This is a genomic window from Streptomyces sp. MUSC 14 (genome assembly GCF_001866675.1).
Classification (GTDB): Bacteria; Actinomycetota; Actinomycetes; order Streptomycetales; family Streptomycetaceae; genus Streptomyces.
The window spans coordinates 123,417-137,592 of the sequence record NZ_MLYN01000042.1; the positions used below are offsets into that span (position 1 = coordinate 123,417).

Here is a 14,176-nt window from a genome sequence, read left to right on the forward strand (position 1 = left end):
CCCGCGTACGGCACAGCCGAGGCGGCCGTACGCCGGGATGCGCCGAGGGCATGCGTGTGCTGAGACATGACGAGGCACCGGTGCGGTGCGCCGACACGAAGCCGCAGCCGCTCCGGAGACCTGCGCCCGCCCGGTCGACCGCCCGTGCGAGCCCACATCACACCGGCCGGTCCCGTCCCGGCCTGGCTCACATCTGCCAGGCTCTCGCCGACCGGACCTACGCCGACCGAGCCACAGCGGGCCTGGGCCGCCCGGAGTCACTTGGGCTCCGGGCCGCCGCAGGGCACCGGGCCGCAGACCACCCGGCCATCGGGCATCGTGCAGCTCCCGGCCCGCCGGCTGCACCGGAGTCGTCTGGGCTGCCGGGGGCCGTGGGTCACTCCGGGCGGTGGTCCGGGCCGCCGAAGTCCGGGCTTGTGTAGTCGGGACTGGAGAAACCCGTGCGACCGGACTCGGTGCCGTTGTCGGGGCTGCTGAAGCCGGGGCGGTCGTAGCCCAGGCGGGGCATCCGGCCGGTCGGGGCGGACGGGGTCGTGCGCAGCCGTGCGGGGGCCGGTCCGGGCTCGGCGAGCGCCTCGCGCAGAAACGGCAGGATCCCGCGCTCCAGCAGGGCGCTGCGCCAGGCCTCTCTGGCCCGGTCCACCTCCTTGTGCGCCGCGTTCAGCGTCTGGGCCTGGGCCGAGGAGCTGTTGCGCAGGGCGGTGAGGAGCAGACCGACGGCGGCGACGAGGATCGAGGCCGCGGTCACGGCGCCGAACACCCAGCCGGCGGTGAGCATGGTGTCGCCGAAGGTCTGGCCGGGATTCAGCGTCTTCAGGATGTAGCCGATGAGGAGGAAGATCGCCGCGGCGGTGCCGGACAGAACGGGAGCCAGTACGGCGACGACCGCGATGGCGCCCGCGCCGGTGTCCTCGGCCGACTCGCCGAAGGCGGTGGCGAGCCCAGCCGCGGCCGGGCCTGGTTCCGCGGAACCGGAATCGCCGCTGAGGACAGGGGCCATCGCCGGGCGGCGCAGTTCGTCGCGGACCTCGATGTAGTGCTCGTACTCGCTTGCGGCGGCCTCCGTGATCAGGGTGGTGGCGTTGAGCGCCATGGTGCGCAGCTGTTCGGAGTTGAGCCGCTGTCCGACAGCGGCCAGTTCCGGTCGGTGTGGTGCGGAGCGCAGCGCCTCATCGAGGAGCCGCTCGAATTCCTGGCGGTCCTCGCTCAGCAGGTGCTGCGGAACGCTGTTCATGTGCATCCCCCGATGCTCCGTAGGGCTTGGGGCTCGCACGCCGGCGAGCCGTCGGGCAGAAACGGAGGGGAGCCTGCTACGGATAAGCCGATGGTAGAGCCGTGACGGTGCGCGGTGACAGGGGGTTGCGGAAATTACGTTCCGGCCTGCGCGTACTCCGCCGGGGGGACGCCTTCCCGGAGAACGGTCAGTTATCCAGAGGAAGTTGCCGGACCAGTAGCTTTCCGGCCATGGTCACTCCGCCGTCCATCGCGATGGCGAGCCCGTCGGCGTACACGTGCGGTCCCTCCACGACCGGGCCGCTGCCTTCCTCGCCGTCCTCGGAGCCGACTTCGCCGAGGAGGTAGGGAATCGGGCTGTGACCGTGAACGATGCGGGTACCGCCGTACGTATCGAGGAGGGAACGGACGGCGTCTGCACCCCCCTCGTCGCGGAAGGAGAAGCGCTTGGTGAACTTGCGGAACAGATCCCAGCATTCGTCCGCGTCATTGCGGGTGAGGGTCTCGCGGACCGTGTCGTTGACCGCCTCGATCGAGTCGCCGTAGTCGAGGTAGGCGGTGGTGTCCGAGTGCACCAGCAGATAGCCGTCGACCTCCTCGACGGCGTCGAGGCGCGCCATCCACTGGAGGTGGTGGTCCTGGAGGCGGTCCATGTCGGTCTTCTGGCCGCCGTTGAGCAGCCAGGCCGCCTGGAAGGTGGCGGTGCCTGCGCCGGAGTTGACGGGGGTGTCGCCGAACCGCTTGGCGCCGAGGAGCAGGAGCTCGTGGTTGCCCATGAGGGCCTTGCAGTAGCCGCCCGCTGCGGCGGCCTCGGCGGACAGCCGCATCACGAGGTCGATGACGCCGATGCCGTCGGGCCCGCGGTCGGTGAAGTCGCCGAGGAACCACAGCCGGGCGTCGCCCGCGCACCACTGGCCCGAGGCGTCGATGAGCCCCTGCTCCCGGAGTGCGGTCATCAGTTCGTCGAGGTATCCGTGGACGTCGCCGACGACGAACAGCGGTCCGGAGCCGGACGTAGGCTGCGGTGCCGGGGCCGCGGGCGCCGGTTCGACGTGGACCTGGACGGTGTCGGTGCGGGTGATGACCGGCAGGTCGCGCCGGGTGGGCGTGTAGCCGTCGGGGTACGCCTCGGCGGCGGGCGGCACGCCGTCGCCCGGGTGGGGCTGCGGGCCGTCGCCGGGGTCGGCGGTGCGGACGTACGGACCGGTCTCGTGGACGTACGCAGGTACCCGGAAGTCGCGCAACGTCGCCGTCCGCTCCACCTCGGGTCCCTGACCGGCCCCCTGAGTCATCAGACCCCTCCACCATCGCGCCGCAGCTGCACCTCTTCGGACTGCCTGGTCGCAGCGGTCCGCGGTGCCGTGGGCCCATCATAGGAATGCGCGTCGCGCCGTGTGATGACCCAGGGGTGGTGAATCGGAACAGGACTCCAGTTCACCGCCGCTTTCGCCCCGTTTCGGCAGGTGTTCGGCCTGGTTCCACGCCGGCCGGACTCCCGGCCGGCCGGTCGTCGGCCCGCCGGGTCCCCTCCACCGGCCGCCGAGAGTACGGGGTGCGCGCCCCGCTCTGTGCGGCCTTACGCCCTGTCCGGTGACCGCGGCGGACTCACCGTCGTGCGCGGGGGACGCCGCTGGGAGGAGGTGCGCACGATCAGCTCGGTCGGTATCACCTGCTCGACCGGGTGGTCCGACTCGACGCCCTCGATGGCGTCGATCAGGAGCTGGATCACCGCGGTGCCGATGCGGCGGGGCTTCAGGGAGAGGGTGGTGATGGGCGGCTCGGTGCTGGCGTACACCGTGGACTCGCTGCAGCACACGAGCAGCAGGTCGTCGGGGACACGCAGCCCGTAGCGGCGGGCGGCGGCGAGCAGGTCGGTGCCGTTGGGGTCGAACAGGCCGTAGACCGCGTCGGGCCGGTCGGGGCGGGCGAGGAGCCGGTCCGCGGCGACGGCGCCCGCGCACGGGTCGTGCGCGGGATAGGCCTCGTAGACCGGGGTCTGGCCGACCCGTTCGCACCAGCGCAGATAGGCCGTGGTCGACAGATGCGTGTACGTGTCCGTCGAGGTGCCCGTGAGCAGGCCGATACGGCGGGCGCCGGCGTCGGCGAGATGGTCGAGGATGCCGAGTACGGCGGCCTCGTGGTCGTTGTCGACCCAGGCGGTGACGGGCAGCGCGCCGGCCGGGCGGCCGTCGGAGACGACCGGGAGTCCCTGCCGCACCAGCTCGCTGACCACCGGATCCTGGTCGGAGGGGTCGATGACGACCGTGCCGTCCAGGGCGACGTTGGACCACACGTCGTGGCGCGAGGTCGCGGGCAGGATGACGAGGGCGTAGCCGCGGGCGAGCGCCGCCGACGTGGCGGCCCGGGCCATCTCCGCGAAGTAGGCGAACTCCGTGAAGGTGAAAGGTTCATCCCCGTACGTCGTCACGGTCAGGCCGATGAGACCCGACTTGCCGGTACGGAGGGTGCGGGCGGCGGCCGACGGGCGGTATCCGAGCCGGTCGGCGACCTCGCGGACATGGCGCCGGGTGGCATCCGGGAGCCGGCCCTTGCCGTTGAGGGCGTCGGACACGGTCGTGATGGAGACTCCGGCGGCGGCGGCCACGTCTCTGATGCCCGCCCGGCCCGGCCGACTGCCTCGACGTGAGGTTTCCGCGCGGCTCACCTGGTGCTTCCCTGCTGCTGTCATGGCGAGCCGATAGTAGGGCTCATGCGGTGGGGTAGTGCGGACGCATATGCACGCGTTGACAGGCACGTTTCTGCATGGTCATACGGAGTCAACTGCCTTAGAAAGAAAGCCAGTTGAACGATCTAATGGTAAGACGTGACGTGGCGACGCGTGTGGACCTGCCAAGTGCCTGATGTCTCGAAGAGGTCTCAACTCACCTGCACGGGGGATGCGCGCTACGGCGCGAGCCACCGGCGCATAGATATATGTACGGCGCGCCCCCGGAAACGTACGCCTTCGTGTCGGGATGCCCGCGATGCGGCCGAGGAGGAGCGAGGTTCTCCCGTTGCCGTCCCCGGAACCTGTACGCACCGGCGCCGAATCCTCATAGGGTGTGGAGTATTGGAAGCCGGCGGTGTCGACGGTCCGCCGGAGGTCGCGAGGAGGACTGCGGTGAGCGAGACGAGCCCGAAGTTGCGCGCCGAACTGGAGGGCATCCCTACCTACAAGCCGGGCAAGCCCGCCGCGGCCGAGGGGCCGGTCGCCTACAAGCTGTCCTCCAACGAGAACCCGTACCCGCCGCTGCCCGGCGTGATGGAGAGCGTGACGGCGGCCGCGGCCGACTTCAACCGCTACCCGGACATGGCCTGCACCGGGCTGATGAACGAGCTGTCGGAGCGCTTCGGTGTTCCCCTCTCCCACCTGGCCACCGGTACCGGCTCCGTGGGCGTCGCCCAGCAGCTCGTCCAGGCCACCTGCGGGCCCGGCGACGAGGTGATCTACGCCTGGCGATCCTTCGAGGCGTACCCGATCATCACGCAGGTCGGTGGCGCCCGGTCGGTGCAGGTGCCGCTCACGCCTGGCGATGTGCACGACCTGGACGCGATGGCGGAGGCGATCACCGACCGGACGCGGCTGATCTTCGTCTGCAACCCCAACAACCCGACCGGCACGGTGGTGCGGCGGGCTGAGCTGGAGCGGTTCCTCGACCGGGTGCCCGGCGACGTGCTGGTGGTGCTGGACGAGGCCTACCGGGAGTTCATCCGCGACCTCGAAGTGCCCGACGGCGTCGACATCTACCGGAACCGCCCCAACGTCTGCGTCCTGCGCACGTTCTCCAAAGCCTACGGGCTTGCCGGGCTGCGCGTCGGTTTCGCGATCGCCCATGAGCCGGTGGCGGCGGCGCTGCGCAAGACGGCGGTGCCGTTCGGCGTCAGCCAGATCGCGCAGGAGGCGGCCATCGCCTCACTGCGGGCCGAGGACGAGCTGCTGGGCCGGGTGGGCTCGCTGGTGTGCGAGCGCACGCGCGTGGTCGACGCGCTGAGCGGCCAGGGCTGGACGGTGCCGGAGACGCAGGCCAACTTCGTCTGGCTGCGGCTGGGGGAGCGTACGGTCGCGTTCGCGCAGGCCTGTGAGCAGCACGGAGTGGTGGTCCGGCCGTTCCCCGGCGAGGGTGTGCGGGTCACGGTCGGCGAGACCGAGGCGAACGACATCTTCCTGAAGGTGGCGGAGTCGTTCCGCAAGGAGCTGTAGCCCCCGGTACGAGGGTCAGTCCTGGTCGCCGGTCAGCTCCACGCGGACGGGGTCGCCGTCCCGTACGGTCGCCAGGACTCGGGGGTCTCCGTCGAGGCGCCCCAGGATGTTGCACGGACTCGCGAGGCGGCACTCTTCGCCTCGCGAGATCGGTGTGGGGCCGTAGGGCAGGGCGAGTGCGTCGCCATCCGTCCAGAAGGCCACGGTGCCAGGCTCCACGACCTGCCGGGCGTCCGTTTCACGTGAAACGGAGACACCTGTGTCGAAATACACCTCCTCGCCCCAGGTGCGGGCACTGGAGGCGAACGGCAGCGCCTTGGCGAGGGTCTGTGTGGTCGGTGTGTCTGCGTCGAGGGTCGCGGTGATGTGCCCCGCGGGCCAGGAGATCCGTATCTGCATGGCGCGCAATTCAACAATATGTTGAAGTCGCTGCCAAGGTCTTGACTTCGTGGCACTAGGGCCACCCCGCCTCCCCGGGCTGAAAATCAGTGCGTCATAATGGCTTGTGAATGTGAACGCGTTCACAAGCGCGTCCCGATTGCTCCCATGATGCGTGCGGCAAAAGGGGCAAACTGCCGCTACCACGGCGAAGTAAGGAGCTGACGACGTGGAATTGGCTTTGGCGCCGGAGACACTGGCGCGATGGCAGTTCGGTATCACCACCGTCTACCACTTCCTGTTCGTCCCGCTGACGATCTCCCTGGCCGCCCTCACGGCCGGGCTTCAGACGGCCTGGGTGCGCACGGAGAAGGAGAAGTACCTCAAGGCGACCAAGTTCTGGGGCAAGCTCTTCCTGATCAACATCGCCATGGGCGTGGTCACCGGCATCGTGCAGGAGTTCCAGTTCGGCATGAACTGGTCCGACTACTCGCGCTTCGTCGGTGACATCTTCGGTGCGCCGCTCGCCTTCGAGGCGCTGATCGCGTTCTTCTTCGAGTCCACCTTCATCGGCCTGTGGATCTTCGGCTGGGACAAGCTCCCCAAGAAGATCCACCTGGCCTGCATATGGATGGTCTCGATCGGCACGATCCTGTCGGCGTACTTCATCCTCGCCGCCAACTCCTGGATGCAGCATCCGGTCGGCTACAAGATCGACAAGGCCAAGGGGCGCGCTGAACTGACCGACTTCTGGGCCGTGCTGACCCAGAACACCGCGCTCAGCCAAGCCTTCCACACCCTGACGGCGGCCTTCTTGACCGGTGGCGCCTTCATGGTCGGCATCTCCGCCTACCACCTGGCCCGCAAGAAGCACATCCGCGAGATGAAGACCACGCTGCGGCTGGGCCTGATCACCGTGGTCATCGCCGGCATGCTCACCGCGATCAGCGGCGACACCCTCGGCAAGGTCATGTACAAGCAGCAGCCGATGAAGATGGCCTCCGCCGAAGCGCTGTGGGACGGCCAGAAGCCCGCACCCTTCTCGATCTTCGCCTACGGCAACGTGGAGAAGGGCCACAACACCGTGGCGATAGAGATCCCGGGCCTGCTGTCCTTCCTGGCCGACGACAACTTCACCTCCTACGTCCCCGGCATCAACGACGTCAACAAGGCCGAGCAGCAGAAGTTCGGCCCGGGCGACTACCGGCCCAACATCCCGGTCGCCTTCTGGGGCTTCCGCTGGATGATCGGCTTCGGCATGGCCTCCTTCGCGATCGGCCTCGCCGGGCTGTGGCTGACCCGTAAGAAGTTCATGCTGCCCCAGCATCTGCGGGTCGGCGAGGACGAGGTGCCGCACCTGGTGCTGTTCAAGAACAAGGTGCTCAGCTCGAAGCTGTCCCCCTGGTACTGGCGTATCGCGACCTGGACCATGGCCTTTCCGCTGATCGCCAACTCCTGGGGCTGGATCTTCACCGAGACGGGCCGCCAGCCGTGGGTCGTCTACGGCGTCCTCCAGACGCGTGACGCGGTCTCCCCAGGGGTCTCCCAGGCCGAGGTCCTCACCTCGATGATCGTCTTCACATCGCTGTACGCGATCCTCGCCGTCGTCGAGGTCAAGCTGCTCGCGAAGTACGTCAAGGCCGGTCCGCCCGAGCTGACCGAGGCCGACCTCAACCCGCCCACGAAGATCGGCGGCGACACCCGTGACGCCGACAAGCCGATGGCCTTCTCTTACTAGGCCGGGGGAACAGTCATGCATCTTCACGACGTCTGGTTCGTTCTGATCGCCGTCCTGTGGACCGGCTACTTCTTCCTGGAGGGCTTCGACTTCGGGATCGGCATCCTGACCAAGCTGCTGGCCCGCGACCGGCCGGAGCGCCGGGTGCTGATCAACACCATCGGGCCCGTCTGGGACGGCAACGAGGTGTGGCTGCTCACGGCCGGCGGCGCGACCTTCGCCGCCTTCCCGGACTGGTACGCCACCCTCTTCTCCGGCTTCTATCTGCCGTTGCTGGTCATCCTGGTCTGCCTGATCGTCCGGGGTGTCGCCTTCGAGTACCGCGCGAAGCGGCCCGAGGAGAACTGGCAGCGCAACTGGGAGCACGCGATCTTCTGGACCTCGCTGATTCCGGCGTTCCTGTGGGGCGTGGCCTTCGGGAACATCGTGCGGGGCGTGAAGATCGACCAGCACTTCGAGTACGTCGGCAGCGTCTGGGACCTGTTCAACCCCTACGCCCTGCTCGGCGGTCTGGTCACGCTCACGCTCTTCACCTTCCACGGTGCGGTGTTCACCGCGCTCAAGACGGTGGGGGACATCCGGGTGCGGGCACGGAAGCTGGCCCTGCGGGTCGGTCTCGTCGCCGCCGTCGTGGCGCTCGCCTTCCTGCTGTGGACGCAGGTCCACAGCGGTAACGGCAGGAGCCTGGTGGCCCTGATCGTGGCGGTAGCCGCGCTGGTCGCCGCTCTGGTGGCCAACCAGGCCGGGCGCGAGGGATGGTCGTTCGCCCTGTCCGGTCTCACCATCGTGGCCGCCGTGGCGATGCTCTTCCTGTCGCTCTTCCCGAACGTCATGCCGTCCACCCTGAACGGGGACTGGAGCCTGACGGTCACCAACGCCTCGTCGACCCCGTACACCTTGAAGATCATGACCTGGTGTGCAGCGATCGCCACCCCGCTCGTCATGCTCTACCAGGGCTGGACGTACTGGGTGTTCCGCAAGCGGATCGGCACGCAGCACATCGCCGATATCGCGCACTGAGTCCGCCGAGGGTGTGTTTCACGTGAAACACACCCTCTGGACCGAAGGGCACGTTTCACGTGAAACCAATCGATCCGCGTCTGTTGCGCTACGCACGCGCCACCCGGCTCTTCCTCGTGGCGGTCATCGGCCTGGGAGCCGTCGGTGCGGGGCTGGTCATCGCCCAGGCGATGCTCATCGCCGAGGTCGTGGTCGGCGCCTTCCAGCACGGGCGGTCCGTGGCTGAACTGCGCACTCCCCTGCTGCTGTTGGTGGCCGTGGCGATGGGGCGTTCGGTCGTCGCCTGGCTCACCGAACTCGCCGCCCATCGGGCGAGCGCGGCGGTGAAGTCCGAGCTGCGCGGTCGCCTTCTGGACCGGGCGGCGGCGCTCGGTCCTGGATGGCTGAGCGGCCAGCGGACCGGCTCGCTGGTCACCCTCGCCACGCGAGGCGTGGACGCCCTGGACGACTATTTCTCGCGCTATCTGCCGCAGTTGGGGCTCGCGGTGGTCGTGCCGGTGGCGGTGCTGGCGCGGATCGTCACCGAGGACTGGGTCTCGGCGGCGATCATCGTCGGCACCCTGCCGCTCATCCCGCTGTTCATGGTCCTGATCGGCTGGGCCACGCAGTCCCGGACGGACCGTCAGTGGCGGCTGCTGTCCCGGCTGTCCGGCCATTTCCTGGACGTGGTAGCGGGTCTGCCCACCCTCAAGGTGTTCGGGCGGGCCAAGGCGCAGGCCGAGTCCATCCGGCGGATCACCGGCGAGTACCGGCAGGCGACGATGCAGACCCTGCGGATCGCCTTCCTCTCCTCCTTCGCGCTGGAACTGCTCGCCACGCTGTCGGTGGCCCTGGTGGCGGTGACGGTCGGCATGCGGCTCGTCCACGGCGACATGGACCTGTACATCGGCCTCGTGATCCTGGTGCTGGCGCCCGAGGCCTACCTTCCGCTGCGCCAGGTCGGGGCGCAGTTCCACGCGGCGGCCGAGGGGCTCGCCGCCGCGGAGGAGATCTTCGCCGTGCTGGAGACGCCGGTCCCGGCGTCCGGCACGGGTCCGGTGCCCCAGGGCGCGGTGGCCTTCGACGGGGTCACCGTGCGCTACCCCGGCCGTTCGGCCGACGCGGTGACCGACGTGTCGTTCACCGTCGAACCCGGCGAGACCGTGGCGCTGGTCGGGCCGAGCGGTGTGGGCAAGACGACGCTGCTGAACGTGCTGCTGGGCTTCGTGGAGCCCGCCGAGGGCCGGGTGCGGATCGGTGGCGGGGAGCTGGCGGGCCTGGAGCTGGAGGAGTGGCGCTCGCGGATCGCCTGGGTGCCACAGCGGCCGCACCTGTACGCCGGGACCATCGCGGAGAACGTACGGCTGGCCCGGTCCGACGCGGACGACGGTGCCGTACGGCGGGCGCTGCGGGATGCGGGCGCGCTGGAGTTCGTGGACGCGCTGCCCGAAGGGGCACAGACCGTGCTCGGCGAGGACGGGGCCGGGCTGTCGGCAGGGCAGCGGCAGCGGCTGGCGCTGGCTCGGGCGTTTCTCGCCGACCGGCCCGTGCTGTTGCTGGACGAGCCGACGGCCGCGCTGGACGGGGAGACCGAGGCGGAGGTCGTGGCGGCGGTGCGGCGGCTGGCGGTGGGCCGGACCGTGCTGCTTGTGGTACATCGGCCTGCGCTGCTGGATGTGGCCGACCGGGTCGTGCGGCTGACCGGCCATGGCCCTGCCGGGGAAGTGCGTCCTCTGGACCCCCGCCCCTGTCCGCCCACCACCCGCGACTCTCGGCTGGAGAGCGACCCGACAGACGCCGCAGACGCGGCAGACCTGCCGGAGCAGACCCCCGCCCAGCCCCGCAGCCCTCTTGCCCGGGTTCGCGGGCTTGCCCGGCCCCTGCGCGGGCGGCTCGTGCTCGCGCTGGTGCTCGGGGCGCTGGCGCTCGGCAGTGCCGTCGGGCTGATGGCGACGTCCGGGTGGCTCATTTCACGGGCATCGCAGCAGCCGCCCGTGCTGTATCTGATGGTGGCCGTGACGGCGACGCGGGCCTTCGGGATCGGGCGGGCCGTGTTCCGGTACGCCGAGCGGCTGGTGTCGCACGACGCCGTGCTGCGGATGCTGGCCGACACCCGGGTCGCGGTCTACCGGCGTCTGGAGCGGCTCGCGCCTGCCGGACTGCGCAGTGCCCGGCGCGGTGATCTGCTCACGCGGCTGGTCGCGGACGTGGACGCGTTCCAGGACTACTGGCTGCGCTGGCTGTTGCCCGCCTCGGTCGCCGTCCTCGTCTCGGCCGGCACCGTCGGCTTCACGGCGTGGCTGCTGCCCGAGGCCGGGGCCGCCCTCGCGGTCGGTCTGGCAGCGGCCGGTGTCGGTGTCCCCTTCGTCACTGCCTCCGTGGCCCGGCGCGCCGAGCGGCGGCTGGCGCCCGCGCGGGGCGTGCTCGCCACCCGCGTAACCGATCTGCTCACGGGCACCGCCGAGCTGACCGTCGCCGGTGCGCTGCCCGCCCGTAAGGACGCGGCCCGGCGCGCCGACGGCACCCTCACCCGGATCGCTTCGCGCGCCGCCGTGGCCACCGCGCTCGGCGACGGGCTCACCGCGTTGATCTGCGGCCTGACCGTCGCCGCCACCGCGCTGTTCGGCGCCCAGGCGGTGGCGGCGGGCCGGCTCGGCGGCGTGGCGATGGCCGTGGTCGTCCTCACCCCGCTGGCCGCGTTCGAGGCCGTTCTGGGGCTGCCGCTCGCCGTGCGCCACCGGCAGCGGGTGCGGCGCAGCGCGGAGCGGGTGTACGAGGTGCTGGACGCCCCGGAGCCCGTACGCGAGCCGGAGCGTCCGCGTCAGGCGCCGGCCTCGCCGTTCCCGCTGGCGGTCAAGGGGCTCGCCGCGCGGTACGAGGGGCAGCGGCGGGAGGCGCTGGCCGGGTTCGACCTCACGCTGGAGCGGGGCAGGCGGATCGCCGTGGTCGGGGCCTCCGGTTCCGGCAAGACGACCCTCGCGCAGGTGCTGTTGCGGTTCCTCGACCCGCAGGAGGGCGCGTACACGCTCGGCGGTGTGGACGCGTACGCGCTGGCCGGTGACGACGTACGGCGGCTCGTCGGGCTGTGTGCGCAGGATGCGCATCTCTTCGACAGCTCGGTGCGCGAGAACCTCTTGCTGGCCAGGAAGGACGCCACCGAGGGCGAGCTTCGCCGCGCACTGGCCCGGGCCCGGTTGCTGGACTGGGCGGACTCGCTGCCGGACGGCCTGGACACACTGGTCGGCGAGCACGGGGCGCGGCTGTCCGGCGGTCAGCGCCAGCGGCTCGCCCTGGCCCGTGCCCTGCTGGCCGACTTCCCCGTCCTGGTCCTCGACGAGCCCGCCGAGCATCTGGACCTGCCGACGGCCGACGCGCTCACCGCCGATCTGCTGGCCGCCACCGAGGGTCGTACGACGCTGCTGATCACGCACCGCCTGGCGGGGCTGGACGCGGTGGACGAGGTGATCGTCCTGGACGCGGGCCGGGTGGTGCAGCGGGGCGGGTACGCGGAGCTCGTCGCGGTGGACGGGCCGCTGCGGGCGATGGCGTTGCGGGAGGAGGCGGCTGAGTCGCTGGTGGCGGCGCGGTGACCGTCATCCGGGCCGCGCGCGGGGCCGGCGCAGCGGTCGGCCGAACCTGAACGCCGGGGCGACGACGGCCGTGGCGGAGGCACCCGCCGAGATGCCTCCGGCTCGGCGGGACGCCGGGCCGGCAGGACCTACAAACGGTCCGCCAGCAGTTGTTCGATCACGACCGCCACGCCGTCCTCGTTGTTGGCGACCGTGCGGCCCGACGCGGCGGCGACGACGTCGGGGTGGGCGTTGCCCATCGCGTACGAGCGGCCGGCCCAGGTCAGCATCTCGACGTCGTTGGGCATGTCCCCGAAGGCGACGACCTCGTCGTGCGCGATGCCGCGCTCGGCGCAGCACAGGGCGAGCGTGCTGGCCTTGGAGACGTCGGGGCCGCTCAGTTCCAGCAGGGCGCTGGGGCTGGAGCGGGTGACGTTGGCGCGGTCGCCGATCGAGATCCGGGCGAGGGTGAGGAAGGCGTCGGGATCGAGATCCGGGTGGTAGGCCAGGATCTTGAGCACGGGCTGGTCGGCGTCCGGACCGTCGGGGGCGAGGAGCCGCTCGGCGGGCTGGAGGTTGTCCGGTATCTCCAGGTGCAGCTTGGGATAGTCGGGCTCCTGGTGGAAGCCGTAGGTCTGCTCGACCGCGAACACCGTGCCGGGCGCCGCCTCGCGCAGCAGCCGTACGGCGTCCAGGGCGTTCGCGCGGGCCAGTTCGCGCACCTTCACGAACCGGTGGCCGCCGGGGCCGCCGTGCAGGTCGACCACGGCGGCGCCGTTGCCGCAGATCGCCAGGCCATGGCCGTGGACGTGGTCGCTGACGACGTTCATCCAGCGGGCCGGGCGGCCGGTGACGAAGAAGACCTCGATGCCCGCCTCCTCGGCGGCGGCCAGCGCGGCGACGGTCCGCGGGGAGACCGATTTGTCGTCGCGCAGCAGCGTGCCGTCGAGGTCGGTGGCGATCAGCCGCGGTCGTACGGCGGCGGACGGGGTCCCGGGCTGTCTGGTCGCTGAGGTCACCCGGCCATTCTCGCGCATATGCCAGCACGCCCGTGCGGCACTCCGCACAGATGAGACACACATGACGCTCAGCGGCACGGACGGCATCCGGTGCACCGAACCGCCTTGCGGGTCAGCCCAGTTGAGCGAGCCCTTCCATGGCGATCTCCTCGAAGACCTTCTCGTCCGCGGCGAAGTCGGAGTCCGGGATGGGCCAGTGGATCACGATCTCGGTGAAGCCCAGTTCCCGGTGCCGGCCGGCGAAGTCCACGAAGGCGTCCACGGACCGAAGGGGCCGGGAACGGTCCGGGGTGAAGCCGGTGAGCAGGATCTTGTCCAGCTCGGCCACGTCCCGCCCGGCGGCCGCGCAGGCCTCGGACAGCTTGCCCACCTGGCCGCGCAGGGCCTCGACGGACTGCTCCGGGGTGCCGGTCTCGTAGAGCTTCGGGTCGCCCGTGGTCACCCAGGCCTGTCCGTACCGCGCGGCGAGCTTGAGGCCGCGCGGGCCGGTGGCCGCGACCGCGAACGGCAGCCGGGGCCGCTGCACACAGCCGGGGATGTTGCGCGCCTCGTCCGCCGAGTAGAACCGGCCCTCCTGGGTCACCGCGTCCTCGGTGAGCAGCCGGTCGAGCAGCGGCACGAACTCGGCGAAGCGGTCGGCGCGCTCGCGCGGGCTCCACGGCTCCTGGCTGCTGTTCAAGAGCGCCGTCGCGTCGAAGCCGGTGCCGCCGGCGCCGATGCCGAGGGTGATCCGGCCGCCGGAGATGTCGTCGAGGGAGATCAGCTCCTTGGCGAGGGTCACCGGATGGCGGAAGTTCGGCGAGGTCACCAGCGTGCCGAGGCGCAGGGTCTCGGTGACGCCGGCGGCCGCGGCCAGGGTCGGGACCGCGCCGAACCAGGGGCCGTCACGGAAGGTGCGCCAGGACAGGTGGTCGTAGGTGTACGCCGTGTGGAAGCCCAGCTGCTCGGCCCGTGTCCAGGTCGAACGGCCGCCTTCGCTCCAGCGGCGGTGGGGCAGGATCACGGTGCTCAGACGCAGGCTCATGCGTCCGAGAGTAAG

10 protein-coding genes are annotated in these 14,176 nt (G+C 70.7%); 4 read left to right on the plus strand and 6 right to left on the minus strand.

What is annotated here, in order from left to right; all coding sequences use genetic code 11:
* Positions 1–376 precede the first annotated feature (376 nt).
* The 3 genes from BIV25_RS26645 to BIV25_RS26655 form a co-directional block, all read right to left on the minus strand.
* The gene (locus BIV25_RS26645; protein ID WP_071374957.1) at positions 377–1,240 is read right to left on the minus strand and encodes a hypothetical protein; all 864 of its coding nucleotides are present in this window, start codon (positions 1,238–1,240) and stop codon (positions 377–379) included.
* Positions 1,241–1,421: 181 nt separating this feature from the next.
* Positions 1,422–2,525, minus strand: coding sequence for a metallophosphoesterase (locus BIV25_RS26650; protein WP_071374958.1), 1,104 nt, complete (start codon positions 2,523–2,525; stop codon positions 1,422–1,424).
* A gap of 284 nt (positions 2,526–2,809) precedes the next feature.
* Positions 2,810–3,922, minus strand: a complete 1,113-nt coding sequence (locus BIV25_RS26655) for a LacI family DNA-binding transcriptional regulator (RefSeq protein WP_079176901.1) — start codon at positions 3,920–3,922, stop codon at positions 2,810–2,812.
* Positions 3,923–4,354: 432 nt separating this feature from the next.
* Here BIV25_RS26655 and hisC point away from each other — a divergent pair, with 432 nt between their 5' ends.
* A complete protein-coding gene (hisC, locus tag BIV25_RS26660) occupies positions 4,355–5,434 on the plus strand; it encodes a histidinol-phosphate transaminase (protein ID WP_071374960.1) in 1,080 nt (359 codons plus the stop codon).
* A 15-nt stretch (positions 5,435–5,449) separates the two neighbouring features.
* Here the strand turns inward: hisC and BIV25_RS26665 are convergent, their stop codons facing one another.
* On the minus strand, positions 5,450–5,833 hold the full coding sequence (locus tag BIV25_RS26665; RefSeq protein ID WP_071374961.1) for a cyclophilin-like fold protein: 384 nt from the start codon (positions 5,831–5,833) through the stop codon (positions 5,450–5,452).
* A 208-nt stretch (positions 5,834–6,041) separates the two neighbouring features.
* Here BIV25_RS26665 and BIV25_RS26670 point away from each other — a divergent pair, with 208 nt between their 5' ends.
* From BIV25_RS26670 to cydD, 3 genes are read left to right on the plus strand one after another with little or no spacing between them, the layout of a single operon-like run.
* The gene (locus tag BIV25_RS26670; protein ID WP_071374962.1) at positions 6,042–7,550 is read left to right on the plus strand and encodes a cytochrome ubiquinol oxidase subunit I; all 1,509 of its coding nucleotides are present in this window, start codon (positions 6,042–6,044) and stop codon (positions 7,548–7,550) included.
* A 15-nt stretch (positions 7,551–7,565) separates the two neighbouring features.
* Positions 7,566–8,570 carry a cytochrome d ubiquinol oxidase subunit II gene (gene cydB / locus BIV25_RS26675; protein WP_071374963.1) on the plus strand — a complete coding sequence of 335 codons (1,005 nt, stop codon included), beginning with the start codon at positions 7,566–7,568 and terminating at the stop codon, positions 8,568–8,570.
* Between the two features lie 59 nt (positions 8,571–8,629).
* Positions 8,630–12,139, plus strand: coding sequence for a thiol reductant ABC exporter subunit CydD (gene cydD / locus BIV25_RS26680; protein ID WP_071374964.1), 3,510 nt, complete (start codon positions 8,630–8,632; stop codon positions 12,137–12,139).
* Between the two features lie 128 nt (positions 12,140–12,267).
* On the opposite strand, the gene BIV25_RS26685 is transcribed toward cydD, so the two are convergent.
* A complete protein-coding gene (locus tag BIV25_RS26685; protein WP_177235425.1) occupies positions 12,268–13,155 on the minus strand; it encodes an HAD-IIB family hydrolase in 888 nt (295 codons plus the stop codon).
* 94 nt (positions 13,156–13,249) lie between these two features.
* Positions 13,250–14,161 (minus strand): LLM class flavin-dependent oxidoreductase, encoded by a 912-nt coding sequence (locus BIV25_RS26690; RefSeq protein WP_071374966.1) that lies wholly within the window; start codon positions 14,159–14,161, stop codon positions 13,250–13,252.
* Between the last annotated feature and the right edge of the window lie 15 nt (positions 14,162–14,176).

Excerpts from the sequence above, each read along its gene's own strand:
- BIV25_RS26645 (WP_071374957.1), bottom strand. The coding sequence starts at position 1,240 with ATGCACATGAACAGCGTTCCGCAGCACCTGCTGAGCGAGGACCGCCAG.
- BIV25_RS26650 (WP_071374958.1), bottom strand. The coding sequence starts at position 2,525 with ATGACTCAGGGGGCCGGTCAGGGACCCGAGGTGGAGCGGACGGCGACG.
- BIV25_RS26655 (WP_079176901.1), bottom strand. The coding sequence starts at position 3,922 with ATGACAGCAGCAGGGAAGCACCAGGTGAGCCGCGCGGAAACCTCACGT.
- BIV25_RS26665 (WP_071374961.1), bottom strand. The coding sequence starts at position 5,833 with ATGCAGATACGGATCTCCTGGCCCGCGGGGCACATCACCGCGACCCTC.
- cydB (WP_071374963.1), top strand. The coding sequence starts at position 7,566 with ATGCATCTTCACGACGTCTGGTTCGTTCTGATCGCCGTCCTGTGGACC.
- BIV25_RS26685 (WP_177235425.1), bottom strand. The coding sequence starts at position 13,155 with ATGCGCGAGAATGGCCGGGTGACCTCAGCGACCAGACAGCCCGGGACC.
- BIV25_RS26690 (WP_071374966.1), bottom strand. The coding sequence starts at position 14,161 with ATGAGCCTGCGTCTGAGCACCGTGATCCTGCCCCACCGCCGCTGGAGC.